We start from the raw sequence: 19,004 nt of genomic DNA, 5'->3' as shown, positions 1-19,004 counted from the left end.
GAAAAACATGATCACTCGACGTAACCTCCTGCTCGCCGCGGCGACCGTGCCGTTGCTGTCCTCGTGCGACTCCACCGCGTCGACCGCCACCAAGTCCGGCGGCACACTGCGGGCGGCGTTCATCGGCGGCGGCGCGACGGAAACACTGAACCTGTTCCGTGGCGGGACCACCTTGGACTTCGTGCGCGCGAGGGCCATGCACGGCACTATCGGCGACATCGACCCGTCCGCGCCGGACGGCGTGCGCTACGGGGTGGTCGAACGCATCGACTCGGCGCCCGACTTCTCCACGTACACGCTGAAGGTACGGCCAGGCGTCAAGTTCACCGACGGATCCACGGTGACCGCGCGGGACATCGCGTTCTCCTTGAACCTGCTCGCGACGAGCCAGGCAGGTGGATACGCCGCCTTCGTCTCCGATTTCGACCTCACCGCGGCGAAGGCGACCGACGATCTGACGCTGGTCCTGCCGACCAAGCGGCCGATCGCGGACGGCCGTCAGATCCTGTGCCTCGGGGCCAGTTTCGTGGTCAAGGACGGCGCCAAGGAGATCACCAAGGACACCCCCACGTGCGGTCCGTTCAGGCTGACGGCGTTCGAGCCCGGTCGTGGTTCGACCCTGGTGCGCAATGACCAGTTCTACGGTCGCGCACCGCAGTTGGACGGCCTGGAACTGCTGTCCATCGCGGACAACGCGGCTCGGCTGAACGCCGTTCGTGGCGGACAGGCGGACTTCGCTTTCGACCTCGACGCGACCCTGGTCCGGACCATCGATGGCGACCCCAGGCTGGCCGTCCGGCAGACCTCGGCGCCTTCGCTGTCCGCGCTCTACTTCTCGATGAACATCGCCTCACCGCCGTTCGACAACCCCAAGGTGCGCGAGGCGTTCAAGCTCGCGGTGAACCGGCAGACCATTGTGGACACCGCGGTGTCCGGGCGCGGCCAGATCGGCAACGACCTCTTCGGCTTCGGTTACGCGGACTACGCGACAGACATCCCCCAGCGTGCCTACGACCCGGACCGGGCTCGGGCTTTGCTGCGTGAGGCGGGTGCGGACGGTTTCAGCGTCGCCTTGACGACCGGTCCTGAGGCCGGTGGCCTGGTCGAGGCCGCGACTCTGGTCGTCGAGCAGCTCAACCAAGTCGGAGTCAAGGCGACCTTGGACCAGAAACCGGCGGGTCAGCTGTTCGCGGACCTGAACGCGTATGTGCGGCTGCCGTTCGCGAGCGCGTACTCGACACCGACGCCGCCGACGCTGTACTACCAGCTCAGCTACGCCGGTGGTGCCCCGTTCGGTCTCGGCTGGAACCGGCCGGATGTCGACGCACTGATGCTCAAGGCACGGACGTCGGCGTCGGCCGACGAACGCCGTGCCGCGGCAATCCAAGCGCAGCAAGTCCTGTGGGCGGAAGGCAACGCGATCGTGCCGGTGCTCAAGCCGTACCTGAACGTCTCGGTGAGCAACCTGGTCGGCGTGGAGAAGGGCCTGTTGGAGTCCTACCCGAGCTTCGCCGAGGCGTCCTTCCAGTGATCATGGTCTTACGGCGGCTGGTCGGTGCTGTTCTGGCGCTGATCGTGCTGTCGGTCGTGGTCTTCATCGCGACATCCGTCCTGCCCGGCGACGCGGCGAGCATCGTCGCCGGGCCTACCGCGACCGCGGAGCAACGAGCGAGGGTCGCTGCCGACCTTGGGTTGGACAAACCTGTGGTGACCCGGTACCTCGAGTGGGCCGCGGGTGCCGTGCAGGGGGATCTCGGCACGTCTTACATGGGGCGCCGACCGGTCGCGGATGCCATCGCGGACCGGCTGCCCGCGAGCCTGCTGCTGGCGGGCTTGGCGTTCGTGGTTCTGGTTCCGGTGGCGCTGATCCTCGGGACTTACGCCGGAATGCGCTCGGAACGCGTGGTGTCGACGGCGTCCTTGATGCTGGTGGCCGTGCCGGAGTTCCTGCTGGCGGCCTTGCTGGTGATCGTGTTCGCCGGGTGGCTCGGTTGGTTGCCTGCGGTCTCGTTGGTCCCGATCGGCCGTTCGCCGCTGTCTTCGCCGAGTGTCCTGGTCTTACCGGTGCTGAGTCTGGCGTTGGCTGGGGCGGCGGCGTGCAGCCGGATCGTCCGGCCGGCCGTGGCCGAGGCGATGCGCACGCCGCACGTCGAAGCGGCCCGGCTGGCCGGGATCCGCGGGACACGGCTGGTGTTCCGGCATGTCCTGCCGGGGACATTGGGACCCGTGCTGCAGATGATGTTCGCAGGCTTCGGCGTCCTGGTCGGTGGCGCAGTCGTGGTCGAGACGGTGTTCGGATATCCGGGCATTGGCGTGGAGTTGCAGCGCGCGGTCGTGACGCGCGATTTGCCCATGGTGCAAGGAATCGCGGTGGTGTTGGGTGCGGTGTCGTTGATCGCGTTGCTGCTCGGTGACTTGGTGACCAGGAGGTCACGGTGAAGTGGGGCGCCACAGCGGTGGCGCTTCTGGTTGTGCTGGTCGCGGTCATCGGGCCGTTGTTCGGCGATGCACCGAACGCGACCGTCGGTGCCCCTTTCGGACATAGTGGACTGTTGGGGACAGACGTGCTCGGCCGTGACGTCCTGGCGAGAGTGCTGCACGGTGGGCTCGCAGTGGTCGGGCTCGCAGCGGGCGCGACACTCGTGACGGTCATTGTCGGCGCCGGCGTGGGCATGTTGCTCGGACTCGCGGGCGATCGGCTGTCCGAACTGACCACCCGGGTGATCGACCTGGTGCTGGTGTTCCCGCCGCTGCTTGTGATGTTGGTCCTGGCGGCGGGGTTCCCGGGCAGTGACTTGGCAGTCATGGTCGCGGTCGCGTTGACGACCGTGCCTTTCTCGGTCCGGGTGGTCCGTGCGGCCACACAGAAGGTCGCCGCGACTGGATACCTGCGGATCGCGCGGGCTCGTGGCGACAGCGTGGCCCAGTTGATCAGGTATGACGTCCTGCCGAACGTCCGTGGTGTTGTGCTGGCGGATTCCGGGCTGCGTTTTGTCACTGCCGTGTACCTGACATCGACGGCCGGATTTCTCGGGCTTGGGCGTGGCGCGCCTGCGGCGAACTGGGGCCGCATGGTGTCGGAGAACCTGCCCGGGATCACGTTGAGCCCGTGGCCTGTGCTCGCACCGGCGCTGCTTCTGGTGGCCTTCGGCGTCTCGGTCAACCTGCTGCTGGGAGGAAGCCGGTGATCGAGGTCGAGAACCTGACGATCGGGCCGGGCGTGCTCGCCGACTTCGCCATGCGGGTGCCGCCGGGCCAGATCATGGGCCTGGTCGGCAGGTCAGGATCAGGCAAGACGGCGGTGGCACACGCACTGCTCGGACACATGCGGCCAGGGTTGAGACTGGAAGCCGGATCGGTACGAATCGACGGTCAGGATCCGTTCACGACACCGGCACTGCGCGGTCGTGTGGTGTCGTATCTGGGGCAGGACCCGGCGAGTGCGCTGCATCCCGCGCGCCGGATCGGATCGTTGCTGGCGGAGACCGTCAAAGTCCGCGGAGTTCCCGCAACGGAGATTCCCAGGTTGCTTGGGCTGGTTCAGGTGCCGTCCGACAAGGCGTTCCTCCGCCGCTATCCGCACCAGATCTCCGGCGGCCAGGCCCAACGGGTGGCGCTGGCCATCGCGTTGGCCGGAGCACCACGGGTGTTGGTACTGGACGAGCCGACCAGCGGCGCCGACGCGGTGCTCGCGTCGGATCTCGTGCGACTGCTCGCGGATGTCTGCGCGAACCCTGCGATGGCCACGGTGTTGATCAGCCACGATCGTGCGGTGGTGGCCGCGTTGGCTTCGGAGTCCATTGAACTGGATCGCGGGCGGATCGTCCGAACTGGACGCCCGGTGGCGCCGGAACCCATTGTCGTGCCCAAACCTGTGCCGTCCTCGCGGCCACGCCTGGTGGTTGATGGCTTGTCCGTCCGCACGTTGAAGGGCGTGTCGTTGACGGTGAACGAAGGCCAGTGTGTGGCATTGGTCGGCAAGTCCGGCGCGGGCAAGACGACCTTGGCGTCCTGTTTGGTGGGCTTGCTCAAGCCTGACCGCGGCGAGATCCGGCTGGACGGAAAGCGGCCCCAGTTGGTCGCTCAAGATTCCGTGGCGGCGTTGAATCCAAAGGAGACCGTGCGAGCGGCAATCGCCCGCGTCACCAAGGCTGACCTTGAGCCGTTGCTTGACCGTGTGCGCCTGCCGATGACTGTGGCGGACCGGCTGCCGTCACAGTTGTCCGGCGGGGAACGCCAGCGGGTCAACCTCGCACGAGCCTTGGCAGCTGAGCCGACTGTCCTGGTGTGCGACGAGATCACGTCGGCACTCGATCATGACACAACGGTCGCAGTCCTGGAATTGCTCGCTGAATTGCGTGCCGATCTGGGTTTGTCCGTGTTGCTGATCACCCACGACACCGCAGTCGCCGAGGCTGCGGCCGACGACGTGCTGGTGCTGTCCGACGGGGTGGTGAGGAGGCGCCTTGACCACGTTCAATCCGCTTGATCCCCGGCACACCGACGACCCCTATCCGCGGTTGGCGGAGTTGCTCGGTCAGTGCCCGGTGTCCCGGCCGTTCCCCGGGGCCAAGGTGATCGTCCGGGACGCCGACGCCCGGCAGGTGCTGCGGGACGCGTCGACGTTCTCCAGTCGTGCCAACAATACCGGCGTGACCTACGGCGAGGACCAGCTGGCTCTGTCCCAGTTGGATGATCCGTACCACGGCCAGTTGCGGGCGAAGGTCCAGTCAGCGTTCACACCAAGAGCCGTGGCGCCGCTCGAGCCGGTGCTTCGGGAGCACGCGGTGAAGTTGGTTTCCAGCTTTGGCGCGGACACCGATCTGGTACGTGACTTCACCGAGCCGTTCCCGGCGATGGCGTTGGCGTCCTTCCTCGGAATCGAACATTCCCTTGTCCGGCAATGGGTCGGCCAGTTCGCGACGCTGGTCGGATACCACGCCGCACCCGGCTGGCCCGAGTTCCGCGGCACCGTCGACGGGATGATCGCCGAGAACCGGTTTCCACAGTTCACTGGATTGTCCCCGATCGAGATCCGGACGCTGGTGTACTTCCTGGTGGTTGCCGGGGTGCGGAACGTGACCTGGTTTCTGGGCAACTTGATCCACCGCTTGCTCGCCGACGGCCTCTGGCCACTGGACTCGTCCGAAGTGGCCATTGAGGAATCGCTCCGGCACGAGCCGCCCGCGTTGTGGAGCATGCGAACCGCGACTCGGCGCTGCGAGGTCGGTGGTGTTCAGATCGAGGCAGGCGAGCGGGTCTTCGTCGTGGCCGCGGCCGCCAACCGTGATCCAGCCAGGTGGCCCGAGCCGGACTCGTTCCGGCTGGATCGCTCGTCCGGCCGGGGACACCTGGCCTTCGGGTTCGGGCCGCACGGGTGCCTCGGTGCCGCTTTGACACGGCTACAGGCCAGGGTCGCGCTGGATGTTCTGCCGGATCTGGAGCTTGTGCCCGGCTTCACCTACCGCCGGACCGGGGATTTGATCAGCCGCGGACCGGCCAGCTTGCCTGTGAGGATGAGATGAACCTGATGGCCCTGTCCGATCTCGCGTCGCCGTGGGCGGTGCGCGTGGTCGCCACGCTCCGGATCGCCGACCTGATCGCGGCCGGTGTCACCGATGTCGCCACGCTGGCCGCCCGGTCCGGTGCCGATGAGGACGCACTGCACCGAGTATTGCGGTACCTGGCGTGTCGCGAGTTGTTCAAGGAGACATCGCCGGGCGTGTTCGCGTTGACGGACTCGGCAAGGCCGTTGCTGTCGGGTCATCCTTTGCGGCTTCGGGACTGGTTCGACCTCGAAGGCGCGGGCGGACGGATGGACCATGTCTTCTCGCAGTTGCTGGCGGTGGTCCGGACCGGCAAGCCCGGGTATCCGATGCTGTACGGCCGTGAGCTCTGGCAGGACACAATGGACAGTCCAGAGATCGCGGAGTCCTACGACTCGTTGATGGCCGCTCATACGCAATTCGTCGGGCCTGCTGTGGTTTCCGGATATGACTGGGATTCCGTCGGGAACGTGGTGGATGTCGGTGGCGGAACCGGGTCGTTGCTGACGCGCCTTGCCTTGGCCAATCCGCGACTGCGAGGAACCCTGGTCGACCTGCCGGAGGCTGCCGGGGCTGCTGCCAAGGGCTTTGCTCGTGCCGGTGTGGCTGACCGGTGCCGTGCGGTGGCCGGGAGTTTCTTCGATCCGCTGCCTCCGGGTGCCGACGTGTACCTGCTGTCCTGGGTTCTGCACGACTGGAACGACGCGGACACAGTACGGATTCTGCGTCGGTGTGCCGAGGTCGCCGGGCGGGTGGTGATTGTGGAGAACCTGGACACGGGGGAGTGGCCCGAACGAGCCACCGCGATGGACCTGCGGTTGCTGGTTTTGTTCGGTGGCAAGGAACGTACGCCCGAACAGCTCGACCTGCTTGCCGGTGCGGCCGGGTTGCGTCAGCTCTCGCGGTCGTTGCTGGCTGGTGGCATTTCGCTGCTGGAGTACAGCCGGTGATGGATCCGTACAGTGCGTCCGCGGAGTTCTACGACGTCACCAGCCGGGAGCTGTGGGCGCGGAAACGTCCCCTGATCATGTCCGGGTTACGCGGCGCGACCGGGACACTGGTCGACATCGGGGCAGGGACCGGGCTGGGCACTCTCGCACTCGCGGAGACCTTTCCCTCGGCGCCCATCGTGGCCATCGAGCCATCGGTGGGTATGCGGATCGCGTTGGCCACGCGGGTCGCCATGACCGGCATTGAGGTGTCCGTTGTGGATGGTTGTGTTCCCGGGGTCGAGCTGCCCCCACGCATCGGCGGAGCGCTGTGCTGCGGGGTTCTAGGGCATTTGTCCGCGTCCGAGCGGGTCTCGTTGTGGACGGTCCTGGCCGCCCGGATGGACGTCGGAGCACCGGTGGTCGTCGAGTTGATGGACGAGACCGCGCCCCCTGCTTTCACCCTCCGCATCGCCCATACCCGCGTCGGTGCCATGGAATACGAGGTGTGGAGCACGCCGAGTGATCACGGCTGGACTCTCCGATATCGAGTCCTCAGTGCCGGCCGGTGTCTGCGTGAGCTCGACGTGCCGATGCGGTGGGACCGGATCGATGCGTCGGTTCTGGCCGCGGAGGCCGTCGGCTTCCGGTGCCGCCGGATCGCACCGGATGTCCACGTTCTGACCCGGTCAGCGGGAGTGCCCGGCTAAGGTCTGCGGCATGGCTGAGCGGATCTCGGTACGGATGGAACGGGTCGACCGCACGTGGTCGGACCCGTCCGAGGAGCAGCTGTACGACCTGATCAGCGAGCTCAACCTGAGGCACCAGTTCCTGATCGTCGACCGGGTCGACGCGCCCAACGACGAGTACTACATGCAGCTGAGGATCAGCGACGACTTCAGCTACTACGACATCGAGTACCGGGACGGCGGCCCGGACGCGCATTTCACCGCGGTCGTCAGCCGGGAGAACGAATTCGGCGCGCATGATCTTGTCGCTCAGGTGATCTCCCTGTGGGCGTCCGGCCAAGACGGTTGGCGCGAGGCGTTGCCGTGGGAGCGGTGGACGCCCGCCCGGTGTGGCTGCTGTGGCGAGCTGATCGAGACGACCGGCCAGATCGACTTCGGCTTCGACCTGCCGGACGTCGCGTACGACAAATCCGATACCGAGGTGGAGAAGGTAAATCTCCGACTGGTGCGAGTGGACGGTGAAGGAGGGTTCGTCCGCTGCGTGATGCCCGTGGCGCTGACGGATGACCTGCGACTGGTGCTCGGAGTATGGGTGCGTGTCAGCGACGCCGATTTCGAGCACGTCGTATCCGTGTGGTCGGAGCAGGCTTACCAAGATCTCGTGGTGCAGGGGACCCTTGCCAACATGATCCGGCCGTGGGGCCACGAGATATATGAGGCTCCGCTGACCGCCGCGGTGCATGAGGCCGACAAAATTCCAGTCGTGGACGCGTCCGAGCATCCGGTGTTGCACCGCGTGCTGACCGAGACGTGGGAACGTGATCATGTGCTGAGCTACTTCGCCGACGCGCTGCCGGTGAGCTTCCAGGAACGGATCGGCGAGCACTGGAGCATCGAACGCAGCGCCGGGCTGTCGGCCAGGGTGGACGACCACACCGTGCGGTTCGCCGGGAGGTACCGGACTGTCCTCATTGACCAGTTCGACGATCGGGCCGGGCGGTCGGTCGACGAGTTCCTCGACGTGTTGCTGGACGGCGGTCCGCAGCTGCCGGACGACCAGATGTGCTGGCGGCGGGCCGGGGACGAGCTGCGCCACGCGCGGTGGATGGAGACCACTGTGGATGGTCACGAGCAGAACGAGGTCCACTGTTTCGTCGTGCGTCCCGGCCGGATGTTGAGAGCGGTGTGCATCCACGACGCGCCCGCGGACCACGCGTGGGCCATGCACGTGTTCAACTCCATGACCTACCGGCCCTAGAGTCTGAGCAACCCGGCGTGCACCCGTTCGAGCAGATCCATCGACGGCCGGCTGCCCACGAGTTCCAGTTCATGCACGTGAATCAGGCCCAGTTCGACGACGTCGGCGATCAGCACCCGGGCCGCGCCCAGCGGAAGTCCAAGGTGGACAGCCAGCTCCGCGGTCGACTGCGGGGTGTGGCAGGCGAGGCAGATCGCGCGATGGTCGGCACGCAGCGTGTTCAGGTCTGTCTGCCATCCGGGTGAATACGACAGCAGCGTCTCGAGTTCGAGTGAGTGCGCCGGGCGGGTGCGTCCGCCGGTCCGGGTGTACGGGCGGACCAGCCTGCGCGGCTCGACCTCTTCTGCCGCAATGGCCTCGGCGGCGTGTTCGGCCTCCCAGGATGGGATGACCGGCTCCATGTCCGGCTGGGTCGGCGGCTGGTCCTGAGCTGGATTTTCTTCGCGCACTGGGACTTTCTCCACGGACGAACGTAATTGGAAGTCGTGATCGGCCCAGGTTCGGTAGTCGCCCCAGCCTCCGAAGAACAATCCATTGAGTCGACCGTCGTCGCCCATGGCGGACCTTCACCACCCGCGTTCGTCGAACGAAGGTGTGAGTTTAGGTTGGTTTCAGATTGTGACGCAATGGTTCATCTGGCTTTTCGTTTGACCAGCGCAGTTGGTTAGTTTGTCACGTACACGGTAGCAGTGAACTGGCCATCCGTCACCTTGTCCGACTGCCCAAGGCGCAGAGCCAATTTGTCGCTTGTGGACAGATCCCTCCCGTGTGGACAGACAGTCGGGTCAGGACGTCGTCGGCGGGGCCGTTGCCCGGTTCGCGATCACCTGCTTGATCTTCTGGCACTCGGGCGCCTGCGCGGCCGCCTGCTCCATCTCCGGCGTCTCCAGCGCGGGCTGGTTGAGCGGGTTCTTCATCCCGCCGAGGCTGGCCATCTGCTTGTTGACGTCCTGCACCGCGGTGGCCACCGCCTGCTGGTTGGTCATGTCGACCGAGTCGAGCTTCGACTTGGCGCTGTCCACGGTCTGCTTCATCTGCGCGAACGCCGACCGCATGTCGTTGACCGCTGCCTGGCCGTCGGGCACCGCGGCCGTGTTGACGTCATTCAGGTTCTCAGTGGCGTCCTGCAGGCCTTCGGACATCCGGGCCAGCTGCGTCTTGTACGAGTTCACTGCCGCGGTCTGACTGCTGGTGTCCGGACGGTAGCCCGCGGCGGGCACCACGAACTCGGCGACGGCGTCACACAGGTCGCCGACGAAGCCGACCTTGGCCGGATCGGGCGCGGCCGCGGTGGTCGGCGTGGTGGGTGCCGGGCTGGTGCCTGCCGGCTGCTGCTGGCCGCTGGTGCATGCCGTCAGAACCAACGCCGTGACCAGCGCGGGGACAGCGATCAGGCGCCGCATGAGAGCTCCTTGTCCTCTGCTCGTGGGGTGATAGCGGGGTTCCCGTCAGAAACTTTCTCAATCTTTTCGCGGCCGGATGTCGATCTGGCCTGCCGGGGATCGACGAGGAGGTGAAGAGACACCTAGGACACAGGGAGAACACGATGAAGGCGGGACGACGCGAGTGGCTGGGACTGGCGGTACTCGCATTTCCGACGCTGCTGCTGTCGCTGGACATGAGCGTGCTGCACCTCGCGGTTCCGCACCTGGCCGCCGACCTGCGGCCGAGCAGCAGCCAGCTGTTGTGGATCATCGACATCTACGGGTTTCTGGTAGCCGGGTTCCTGGTCACGATGGGAACCCTCGGTGACCGGATCGGCAGGCGGAAACTGCTGATGATCGGGGGCGCGGCGTTCGGGGCGGCATCCATCGTGGCCGCGTTCGCCGGCAGCGCCGAGATGCTGGTCGCCGCGCGTGCCGTGCTCGGCGTCGCCGGTGCCACGCTGATGCCCTCGACGTTGGCGCTGATCAGCAACATGTTCCAGGACGGCAAGCAGCGCGGCACCGCGATCGCGGTGTGGATGAGCTGCTTCATGGGCGGCATGGTGATCGGCCCGGTCGTCGGCGGCGTGCTGCTGGAGAACTTCCACTGGGGCTCGGTGTTCCTGCTCGCCGTCCCGGTCATGGTGTTGCTGCTGGTCACCGCGCCGAAGCTGCTGCCGGAGTACAAGGACACCTCGGCCGGGCGGCTCGACCTGGTCAGCGTCGGCCTGTCGCTCGGCGCGATCCTGCCGGTCATCTACGGCCTGAAGGAGATCGCGAAGGACGGCCTCGGCCTGGTCAACGTCGTTGTCCTCGTGGCCGGCCTGCTGGTCGGCTCGGTGTTCGTCAAGCGGCAGCGCACGCTGGTCACCCCGATGCTGGACCTCGGCCTGTTCAAGGTCCGCAAGTTCAGTGCGGCGCTGAGCATCCTGGCTGTCGGCGCGCTGACCATGGGCGGGTTGTTCCTGCTGGTGAGCCAGTACCTGCAGCTGGTCGCCGGGCTGGACGCGGCTGAGGCCGGGTTGTGGCTGGTGCCGCAGGCGATCGCCGTGGTGATCGGTTCGCTGATCGCGCCGAAGCTGGCGCAGCGGTTCCGTCCCGAGTTCGTGCTCGGCTTCGGCATGCTCGTCGCCTCGCTCGGGATCCTGCTGTTCACGCAGGCCGAAGGCCCTGGCGGGCTGCTTGCGATCGTCGTCGGGCTGTGCGTCGCCGCGTTCGGCATGGGCCCGCAGGGCGTGCTGTGCACCGAGATGGTCGTCGGTTCCGTGCCGCCGCAGAAGGCGGGTGCCGCGTCGGCGATGTCCGAGACGGTCGCGGAGTTCGGGATCGCGATGGGGATCGCGGTGTTCGGCAGTGTCGCCACGGCCATCTACCAGGCTGGAGTTCCCGCCGGCACGCCGGACAGCCTGGCCGGTGCGGTGCAGGCGGCAGGTCAGCTGGCCCCGTCGGCGGCTTCGGACCTGATCGCCACCGCGCAGCAGGCGTTCACGTCCGGACTGCACACCGTCGCCGGGATCGGCGCCGCGATCGTCGTGGTGTTCGCCGTGGTCGGGATGATCGCGCTGCGAAAGAAGTCCGAAAAAGTCAAGGAACTGGTGAATAGTTGATCAGTCTGGTACCAGGTGGGTCATGCGAATACCTGCGCTGGTCCTCACGGCGGCACTGACCGCCACACTGCCGCTCTCCGCCTCCGCTGTGACGTTGGCGGAGAGCGGCCTTCGTGTTGTGACCACAGGTCTGGACGGCCCGTACGAGATCACCCTCGGCCCGGACGGGTTCATCTGGACGACTGAGAAGTCCGGCTTACGCGTACTGCGGATCGACCCGAGGACAGGGGAGAAGCACGTCGCCGCGACCATCACCGACGCCGTGCACACGTCGCAGGATGGCGTGCTCGGCATGGCACTGCGGCTGCCGCACGTCTTTCTTGCGTACACCTATGATTCCGATCCCGGCCCAGCTTTGCAGCGGCGAACCAAGATCGTCCGATTCACCGCGGTGGACGGGCTGTTACGCGATCCGGTCGACGTGATCGCCGGTCTGCCAGGCGGAACGGACCACCAGTCGGCGCGGCTGGTGCTCGGGCCGGACACCAAGCTGTACTACACGATCGGCGACCAAGGCGCGAACCAGTTCTCGCAGATGTGCCAACCCATTGAAGCCCAACGGCTTCCGGTCGCCGCCGAGGTGCGGGCCAAGGATTGGTCGGCGTATCGAGGGAAGGTGTTGCGCCTCAACCTGGACGGTTCGATCCCCGCTGACAATCCAGTGCTCGACGGGGTTCGTAGCCACGTCTACACCTATGGGCACCGCAACGCCCAAGGCCTGGTCTTCGGGCCCACAGGGATCCTGTACTCGAGCGAACAAGGCCCGAAGACCGATGACGAAGTCAATGTCATCGCGCGAGGCAAGAACTACGGCTGGCCGCACGTCGCGGGATACCGTGACGACAAAGCGTATGTCTACGGCAACTGGTCGGCTGCTCCGGACTGCGCGGACCTGGACTACTCCGACTTCGTCATCCCGCCTTCGGTGCCCCAGACGACAGAATCCTCCTGGCAGTCGAGTTTCGTGCCACCCATCAGGACGTTCCACACCGTGCCGAGCTCGCACGACTTCACCGACGAGAAGTGCGCTGAGGACGAGCAGTGGTACATCTGCTGGCCGACCGTGGCACCGGCAAGCCTGGACTACGCCAGGGGAAGCCTGCTGATGCCCGCCCTGAAGGACGGCACTGTGCACCGGTTGCGGCTCAGCCACGACGGCACGCGGGTCTCTTCGGTGGAGCCGCTTTTCCGTACTGTCAACCGATACCGGGACACCGCCGTGAGTCCTGACGGCAAGACGGTCTATGTCGCCACGGACAGCGTTGGCCAGACGAGGGACGCCGATGGCAAACCCACCGACGTCCTCGCCAATCCCGGGTCGATCCTGGAGTTCAAGCTAGATTCGTAGGCCCCAGCTGCCACGGTACGTCTGGCCAGGATCAAGCGTGATCAACCCGTCGCCGGAGTTGAACGCGTTGGGCGCGGATGTCATAGGTTCGATGCTGATGCCGGCGCGTGCGGGCCGCTCGGGCGCGCCGTCATCGGTGTAGACCTGGATGAACTTGTGCGTGTCGTCGACCCAGACCTGGATCTGGTTGACCTCGGCGGTCGCTACACCGTCCTTTCTGACTAGGTCGGTGTAGCACGTGTCGAGTTTCGTCGTGCCAACCTGTTTCGGGGTACGGAAGTCGTACGGCGTGCCGTCCACACTGGCCCGTCCGATCGGGATCAGCATGTCGTTGTTAGTCAGGTATGTCTGTGCTGGCACGGTGAGTGTTGCCGCGTTGACGTCGACCTTGAAGTAGGGGTGATAGCCGGTCCCCAGTGGTGCAGGTTGTTTCCCGGCGTTGCGCGCGGTCAACGTGACGTGCACGCCTTGGTTGCGTATCGCGTACTCGAGTTGGAACTGCAGTGTGAAGGGATATCCGTACTGCGGGTGCAGTGTGTAGGCGAGGATGACGCGGTCCCGGTCGTGTTTCACCGGAGTCCACGGAACCCAGCTGACCAGGCCGTGAATGGCGTGACCGCTCCAGTTCTCGCTCGCCGGTGTCTGGTATTCGGTGCCCCTGAACGTGTACGTGGCGCTGTCGATCCGGTTCGCCCACGGCAGCAGGACTTTGCCGAAGAAGCTGTCACCGAGCTGGCCGGCGTCGTGGGTCAGCAGGAGTTCACGGCCGTCCACCTGCCAGGACCTGAGCGTCGCCCCGACTTCGGTGACCACGAGCTTCTGCTTGCCGCTCGCGATCGGGAACTGCCGCCCACTCGGCAGAACGGCTGCTTCCTGCGCGGACGCGGTGGCAGGTAAGGCAAACGGAGCAACTGCGGCCGCGGCGATGACGCCACGGCGGGAGATTTCCGACATATAGCCATCATCCCGGATAACGTTCCCCATGGCGATCGATCAGAGCATCAAATGCCGGTGGGTGGACAGCTCCTTGAAAAGCTTAGGAGCAGACGCCGGTTCGCCAGGCCCATGCGGCGACCTCACCGCGGTTGCGGACTCTGAGTTTCCGTTGGACGTTCGCCAAGTGCGTCTTCACGGTCGCCTGTGTCACGTACAACTCGGCGGCGACTTCCTCGTTGGTCTTGCCCAGGGCAACGAGCTTCACGACGCCGAGTTCCCGTTCGGTCAGCGGCTCGAGGAGCGGCTTGTCCGCGTTGTCCGGCTCTTGCCCGCGCTGCGGAGCGAAGTGCGACAGCAGTCGTACGGTCACCGCGGGCGAGATCAACGCGTTCCCGTTCGCGGCCGCCCGGACCGCCTCGACGAGCAGGGCGGGGGACATGTCCTTGAGCAGGAAGCCGGAGGCGCCGTTGCGCAGCGCCCGGTAGACGTACTCGTCCAGGTCGAAGGTCGTCGCGATCAGGACGTTGAGCGGCTCGCGCACATCGGGTCCGGCGAGCAGCCGGGTCGCTTCCAGACCGTCCAGTTTGGGCATTCGGATGTCGAGCAGGCACACGTCCGGCCGGAGCCTGCGGGCTTCCGCCACCGCTGCCTCGCCGTCGCGCACCGACGCGACGACTTCCATGTCCGGCTGTGAGTCGAGGATCATCCGGAACGCCGATCGCATCATCTCCTGGTCGTCGGCGATCAGCACACGGATCGTCATGACTTAGATGATGGCAGTACGGCCGTGACCGCCCAGCCGGCACCCGTCGACCCCGCGTTGAGGTGGCCGCCGGCGGACTCGACGCGCTCGGCGAGACCGACGAGGCCGAAGCCTCCGCTGGGCAGGCCGTTGGACGCCGCTATGCCGTCGTTGGTCACCGTTACATCCAGGGATCCGCCGGAATCGACCGCGCTGACCTCCACCCGGGTCACCTCGGCGGCGTGCCGCAGGATGTTGGTCAGTGACTCCTGGACAACGTGCTTCGCCGCGTCGAGGGTCTCCTGCGGCAGCTCGCGAGCGGCCAGGTCCGAGTCGATCGACACGGTCACCGGGGGACCGGCGAAGTTCTCCGCGGCCGCGGCCACCACCGAACCCAGAGTCCGGTGTGGACGTACCGGCGCCGAGTCGTCCCTGAGCACAGTGATCATGCTGCGCATCGACACCAGCGCCTCGGAACCGGCCTTCTCGATCCTGGCGAGCATGTCGTCGAGCGCCTCGGGGGACGGGGCCATGCCCGCCGCCGTGGTGAACCGGACGGCCTTGGCCTGCGCCACGATCGCCGTCACGTGGTGGGCGACGAAGTCGTGCAGATCACGAGCGTATTCCAGGCGCTGGGTCTGCCGTTCCAGTTCGAACCCGACACTGCGCCTGCGGTCGTACAGGCGCATGTACATGCCGAGCAACACCAAGAAAGCCATCCCGGCGACGATGACCGCGATCATGTACTCGATGCGGTCATAGTTGTCCAGGCGCAACGGCAGCACGGTGGCAGCGCCGAAGAGCAGCGTCGTCAACCACGCCGCGCGCAGTGGCCGGAACTGGATCACCACTCTGACCACGAGGATCGCCAGCCCGAGCAGTTCGATCGTGCCGAACGTGTTGTCCGGCGGCACCGGCAGCCGCGGACTGATGATCGTGAAGGCGATCGACACCGCGGCGATGCCGCTGACGACCCACGCGGACAGGGTCGACATGAGCAAGGCCGCCAGCGGCAGCAGGCCGCAGATCACGATCCCGATCGCGCCGGGCACGGCGTCGACGCTCAGTCCTTCGAAGATGACCACGGCGACCGCGGCCATGACGAGAACAGCCGTAGTGACGCGCTGTACCCAGGACAGGCGGTCGAAGAAGCCCAGCATGGCGGCAACGCTACGACACGTGTTGACCACCGGGCCTCATTCCTTCGGCTGATCGGCGCCCACATCACTCGCCAGTGTGGTTGATCCATTCGCCGATCAGCTTGCCCAAGATCGGCAGGGTCAGTTTCGGCTAGATGAGAACGGTGTGTGATGGATCAGCGAACGGTCGCCGTGGCCGACCAGCTCGGCAAGGTCTACGGAACGGGCCAGGCAGCCGTGACGGCGCTTGGCGGCGTGTCGGCTCAGTTCCGGCGGGGTGAGTTCACGGCGGTGATGGGACCGTCCGGTTCGGGCAAATCGACGTTCATGCACTGCCTGGCCGGATTGGACACCCCGACGTCGGGCCGGGCGTGGATCGGCGGCGTCGATCTGTCCTCGCTGACCGAGGCCAAGCTCACCAGGCTGCGGCGGGAGAAGATCGGGTTCGTCTTCCAGTCGTTCAACCTGCTGCCCACGCTGACCGCGTGGGAGAACATCGTGCTGCCGCTGTCACTGGCCGGCAAGCGCCCTGACCAGGCGTGGACCAAGCAGGTGATCGACGCGGTCGGGCTGGCCGACCGGCTCAGCCACCGGCCTGCGGAACTGTCGGGCGGACAGCAGCAGCGCGTGGCCTGTGCCCGTGCGCTGATCTCCCGTCCCGAGATCATCGTCGCGGACGAGCCGACCGGTAACCTCGATTCCCGCAGCGGCGCGCAGATCCTTGGCCTGCTGCAGATGTGCGCACGCCAATGGGGACAGACGGTCGTGATGGTCACGCACGACCCGATCGCCGCCGGATACGCCGACCGTGTGCTGTTCCTGGCGGACGGGCGGCTGGTGGACGAGATGGCCCAGCCGACCGCGGACCGTGTCCTTGACCGGATGCGCCGGTTCGACGCGCAGGCGGTGCGCTGATGCTGCGGATGGCGATTCGTTCGATCCTCGCCAACAAAGTCCGTTTCGCACTGCCAGTGGTGGCCGTCATGATCGGTGTCGCGTTCGTGACCGGCTCGCTGTTGTACGGCTCGTCAGTGCAGAAGGCTCTTGAGGGCGTCAAGCCGGACTATTCGGTGCAAGTGGAGGCGCGGCAGTCCGTCGAAGTGGGTGTGACCGCCGATGTGGTGTCGAAGCTGCGGAATGTGGCCGGTGCGAAGGATGTCGTGCCAGTCGCCGAGGGCGCCGCGTTCGTTGTGGACAAAAAGGGCGCGTTGGTCGGCCCGCCCTTCTACGCGAGCGGGGTCACGTTCGACGCGGCCAACTACAAGCTGACAGCGGGGCAAGCGCCCAACGGCGTCAACGAGGCCGCGATCGACGACTGGACCGCTCAACGCACCGGGTACAAGGTGGGTGACCAGGTGCGGGTCGTTGTAGGGGGCACCGCACGCACCGTCCAGGTGGCTGGCATTTTCACCGCCTCGGACACGCGGATCACCCAAGGCGGCACGCTGACCGCGTTCGATGACACGTCGTCGCGCGCCTTGTTCGGCAAAACCCCGGACAGCTACACGGCAGTCAAATTGACCGCGGCTCCGGGCACATCCGAGTCCACGCTCGCCGCGAACGTGATGGCTGTCATCCCCGGGAACGACTACATCATCGACACAGCAACCGAGACCGCCAAGCTCCAGAGCGACTCGAAGCTGACCGAGATCCTGCTGATCTTCGCGGGGATCGCGCTGTTCGTCTCGGTTTTCCTGGTGGCCAACACGTTCACCATGTTGTCGGCCGCACGTGCCCGTGAGCACGCGTTGCTCCGCGCGGTAGGTGCGGAACGCCGGTACGTGATGCGGATGGTCCTCGCGGAGGCCGTCGTGCTGGGGCTCGTCGCCACAGTCTTGGGTTACCTGCTCGGTATCGGAGTCGGTTCTTCGCTGGGCTCGCTGTTCTCGGTCACCGATGGGCCGCCGATCGACCTGGACGTGTTCGGTGTCGCGCCGGTTCTGGCCGCGCTGGGCGTCGGAATCGGCGTGACGATCCTCGCCGCGTACATCCCGGCCCGCCGTGCCGCGTCTGTTCCACCGATTGCCGCGTTGCGGACCGGCTTGCCGCCAACCAGCAAGCCCTTGCGCCGTCGCAACATCGTGGGCTTCGTGGTGACCGGCGTCGGTGCGCTGGCCACGCTCGCCGGAGCACAGTCCCAGGACTTGGTCTACATCGGTGCGCCGCTGTTGCTGATCGGGCTGATCATCCTGACACCACTGTTCGGTGTCTGGTTGGCGGCGTTGTTGCGCCGTCCGATGACTCGGATCGCCGGCATCCGCGGAACGCTGGCTGTGGAGAACACTCGCCGAAACCCACGCCGCACGGGCACGACAGCCGGCGCGCTGATGATCGGGCTGGCTATCTGTGCCGCGGTGACGGTTCCGGTCGCCTCGATCCGCGCGGAGGAGGGCAAACGCGCGGACACCGGCGACAGCGCGGACATCCGGATCAGTGCCGTGGACTACTACGCCAAGATCGGCAAGGACACCGCGAGCCAGGTCGCCAAGGTGCCCGACGTGCGAGCGGTCACCCCCATCATCTCGGTGGACGCCGGGGCGGACCGGGACACGCTGAGTGCGGCTGGCGTCGACCCGGCCACGGCCGGGCAGTTCTTCTCGGTCACCATGACGTCCGGCTCGCTCGCCGATCTTGCCGACGGGATCGCGGTGAGCAGCAAGCAAGCGAGCGCGCACAACTGGGTGGTCGGGAGCGCGGTGCCCGGCAAAACGGCCTTGCCGGTTGTCGCGATCTTCGATGCGCCCAAGGGGTTCCAGTACGATGCGCTCGTCGGGGCCTCCCACGCCGACCCGGACGCCACACCGAGCGCCGTGCTGATCAAAACCGCGCCGGGCAAGGCGGAGAGCGTTCAGTCCGCGATCCGCACCGTGCTCGACAACCCGACCCTGGTGGTACAGACGAAGGCCGAGTACGTCGACTCCGCGGGCGCCGATTTGGACATCTTCCTGAACATCCTGTACGCCCTGCTCAGCATCTCGGTGTTGATCGGCGCGCTGGCGGTGGTGAACACCATGACGATGTCCACACTGGAACGCATCAAGGAGATCGGCCTGTTGCGTGCGGTCGGCCTCGGCCGCGGCCAGGTCGGCACGATCCTGCGGCTGGAATCGGTGATCATCGCCGTGCTCGGCGCGATCGCGGGCCTGGTGGCCGGATGCGTGATCGGTGCGGTGGCTGTTTCCAGTCAGGGCGGGAGCATTCCCGTTGTGCTGCCATGGGATCGGCTCGGCTTGTTCGTCGCCGTCACCGGGGCGATCGGCATCGTCGCGGCGCTGTGGCCGGCGTGGAAAGCGACCAGGATCCCGATCCTGGAAGCGATCCACACCGACACGGAGTGAATGCGGGGACGCGGCCCCATGCCCCTTTGATGGGGCCGCGTCATCCGG

General features: G+C 66.4%; 17 protein-coding genes. 12 read left to right on the top strand and 5 right to left on the bottom strand.

Going from position 1 to position 19,004, the window contains the following annotated elements:
- Positions 1–7 precede the first annotated feature (7 nt).
- The 8 genes from B9C43_RS08845 to B9C43_RS08810 are packed head-to-tail and all read left to right on the top strand — an operon-like array spanning position 8 to position 8,422.
- On the top strand, positions 8–1,531 hold the full coding sequence (locus B9C43_RS08845) for an ABC transporter substrate-binding protein (protein ID WP_084425405.1): 1,524 nt from the start codon (positions 8–10) through the stop codon (positions 1,529–1,531).
- A 2-nt stretch (positions 1,532–1,533) separates the two neighbouring features.
- Entirely contained in the window at positions 1,534–2,439 is a 906-nt protein-coding gene (locus tag B9C43_RS08840; RefSeq protein ID WP_084425671.1) for an ABC transporter permease, read from the top strand.
- Positions 2,436–3,188, top strand: coding sequence for an ABC transporter permease (locus B9C43_RS08835; protein ID WP_084425404.1), 753 nt, complete (start codon positions 2,436–2,438; stop codon positions 3,186–3,188). The genes B9C43_RS08840 and B9C43_RS08835 overlap by 4 nt, the downstream gene beginning before the upstream one ends.
- Complete coding sequence (locus tag B9C43_RS08830; RefSeq protein ID WP_143446188.1) at positions 3,185–4,489, top strand: ABC transporter ATP-binding protein; 1,305 nt, start codon at positions 3,185–3,187, stop codon at positions 4,487–4,489. Before B9C43_RS08835 ends, B9C43_RS08830 begins: the two co-directional genes overlap by 4 nt.
- Entirely contained in the window at positions 4,467–5,525 is a 1,059-nt protein-coding gene (locus B9C43_RS08825; RefSeq protein ID WP_084425403.1) for a cytochrome P450, read from the top strand. Before B9C43_RS08830 ends, B9C43_RS08825 begins: the two co-directional genes overlap by 23 nt.
- The gene (locus tag B9C43_RS08820; protein ID WP_084425402.1) at positions 5,522–6,496 is read left to right on the top strand and encodes a methyltransferase; all 975 of its coding nucleotides are present in this window, start codon (positions 5,522–5,524) and stop codon (positions 6,494–6,496) included. The genes B9C43_RS08825 and B9C43_RS08820 overlap by 4 nt, the downstream gene beginning before the upstream one ends.
- Positions 6,496–7,185: a class I SAM-dependent methyltransferase gene (locus B9C43_RS08815; protein WP_084425401.1), complete on the top strand. Its 690-nt coding sequence runs from the start codon at positions 6,496–6,498 to the stop codon at positions 7,183–7,185. The genes B9C43_RS08820 and B9C43_RS08815 overlap by 1 nt, the downstream gene beginning before the upstream one ends.
- A 10-nt stretch (positions 7,186–7,195) precedes the next feature.
- Positions 7,196–8,422 (top strand): DUF2199 domain-containing protein, encoded by a 1,227-nt coding sequence (locus B9C43_RS08810; protein WP_084425400.1) that lies wholly within the window; start codon positions 7,196–7,198, stop codon positions 8,420–8,422.
- Here B9C43_RS08810 and B9C43_RS08805 read toward each other — a convergent pair.
- Positions 8,419–8,979 (bottom strand): DUF742 domain-containing protein, encoded by a 561-nt coding sequence (locus B9C43_RS08805; protein WP_084425399.1) that lies wholly within the window; start codon positions 8,977–8,979, stop codon positions 8,419–8,421. The genes B9C43_RS08810 and B9C43_RS08805 overlap by 4 nt on opposite strands.
- A gap of 228 nt (positions 8,980–9,207) precedes the next feature.
- Complete coding sequence (locus B9C43_RS08800) at positions 9,208–9,825, bottom strand: hypothetical protein (protein ID WP_084425398.1); 618 nt, start codon at positions 9,823–9,825, stop codon at positions 9,208–9,210.
- Positions 9,826–9,968: 143 nt separating this feature from the next.
- Between B9C43_RS08800 and B9C43_RS08795 the strand changes: the two genes are divergently transcribed.
- The gene (locus B9C43_RS08795; RefSeq protein WP_084425397.1) at positions 9,969–11,453 is read left to right on the top strand and encodes an MFS transporter; all 1,485 of its coding nucleotides are present in this window, start codon (positions 9,969–9,971) and stop codon (positions 11,451–11,453) included.
- Positions 11,454–11,475: 22 nt separating this feature from the next.
- The gene (locus B9C43_RS08790; protein ID WP_084425396.1) at positions 11,476–12,801 is read left to right on the top strand and encodes a glucose/sorbosone family PQQ-dependent dehydrogenase; all 1,326 of its coding nucleotides are present in this window, start codon (positions 11,476–11,478) and stop codon (positions 12,799–12,801) included.
- On the opposite strand, the gene B9C43_RS08785 is transcribed toward B9C43_RS08790, so the two are convergent.
- The 3 genes from B9C43_RS08785 to B9C43_RS08775 all read right to left on the bottom strand — a co-directional run bounded on the left by B9C43_RS08785 (position 12,790) and on the right by B9C43_RS08775 (position 15,639).
- Positions 12,790–13,755: an aldose 1-epimerase family protein gene (locus B9C43_RS08785; protein WP_084425395.1), complete on the bottom strand. Its 966-nt coding sequence runs from the start codon at positions 13,753–13,755 to the stop codon at positions 12,790–12,792. The two genes, B9C43_RS08790 and B9C43_RS08785, sit on opposite strands and share 12 nt — an antisense overlap.
- Positions 13,756–13,837: 82 nt before the next feature.
- Positions 13,838–14,500 (bottom strand): response regulator, encoded by a 663-nt coding sequence (locus B9C43_RS08780; RefSeq protein WP_084425394.1) that lies wholly within the window; start codon positions 14,498–14,500, stop codon positions 13,838–13,840.
- Entirely contained in the window at positions 14,497–15,639 is a 1,143-nt protein-coding gene (locus B9C43_RS08775) for a sensor histidine kinase (RefSeq protein WP_143446187.1), read from the bottom strand. Before B9C43_RS08775 ends, B9C43_RS08780 begins: the two co-directional genes overlap by 4 nt.
- 150 nt (positions 15,640–15,789) lie before the next feature.
- Between B9C43_RS08775 and B9C43_RS08770 the strand changes: the two genes are divergently transcribed.
- Both B9C43_RS08770 and B9C43_RS08765 read left to right on the top strand, forming a co-directional pair.
- Positions 15,790–16,533, top strand: a complete 744-nt coding sequence (locus B9C43_RS08770) for an ABC transporter ATP-binding protein (protein WP_084425392.1) — start codon at positions 15,790–15,792, stop codon at positions 16,531–16,533.
- Positions 16,533–18,956: an ABC transporter permease gene (locus B9C43_RS08765; RefSeq protein ID WP_084425391.1), complete on the top strand. Its 2,424-nt coding sequence runs from the start codon at positions 16,533–16,535 to the stop codon at positions 18,954–18,956. The genes B9C43_RS08770 and B9C43_RS08765 overlap by 1 nt, the downstream gene beginning before the upstream one ends.
- The last annotated feature ends 48 nt before the right edge of the window (positions 18,957–19,004 follow it).

The organism is Kibdelosporangium aridum (assembly GCF_900176515.1).
Lineage (GTDB): Bacteria > Actinomycetota > Actinomycetes > Mycobacteriales > Pseudonocardiaceae > Kibdelosporangium > Kibdelosporangium aridum.
The sequence above is the reverse complement of the archived record's forward strand: the minus strand, read 5'-3'. Positions and strand labels throughout refer to the sequence as shown.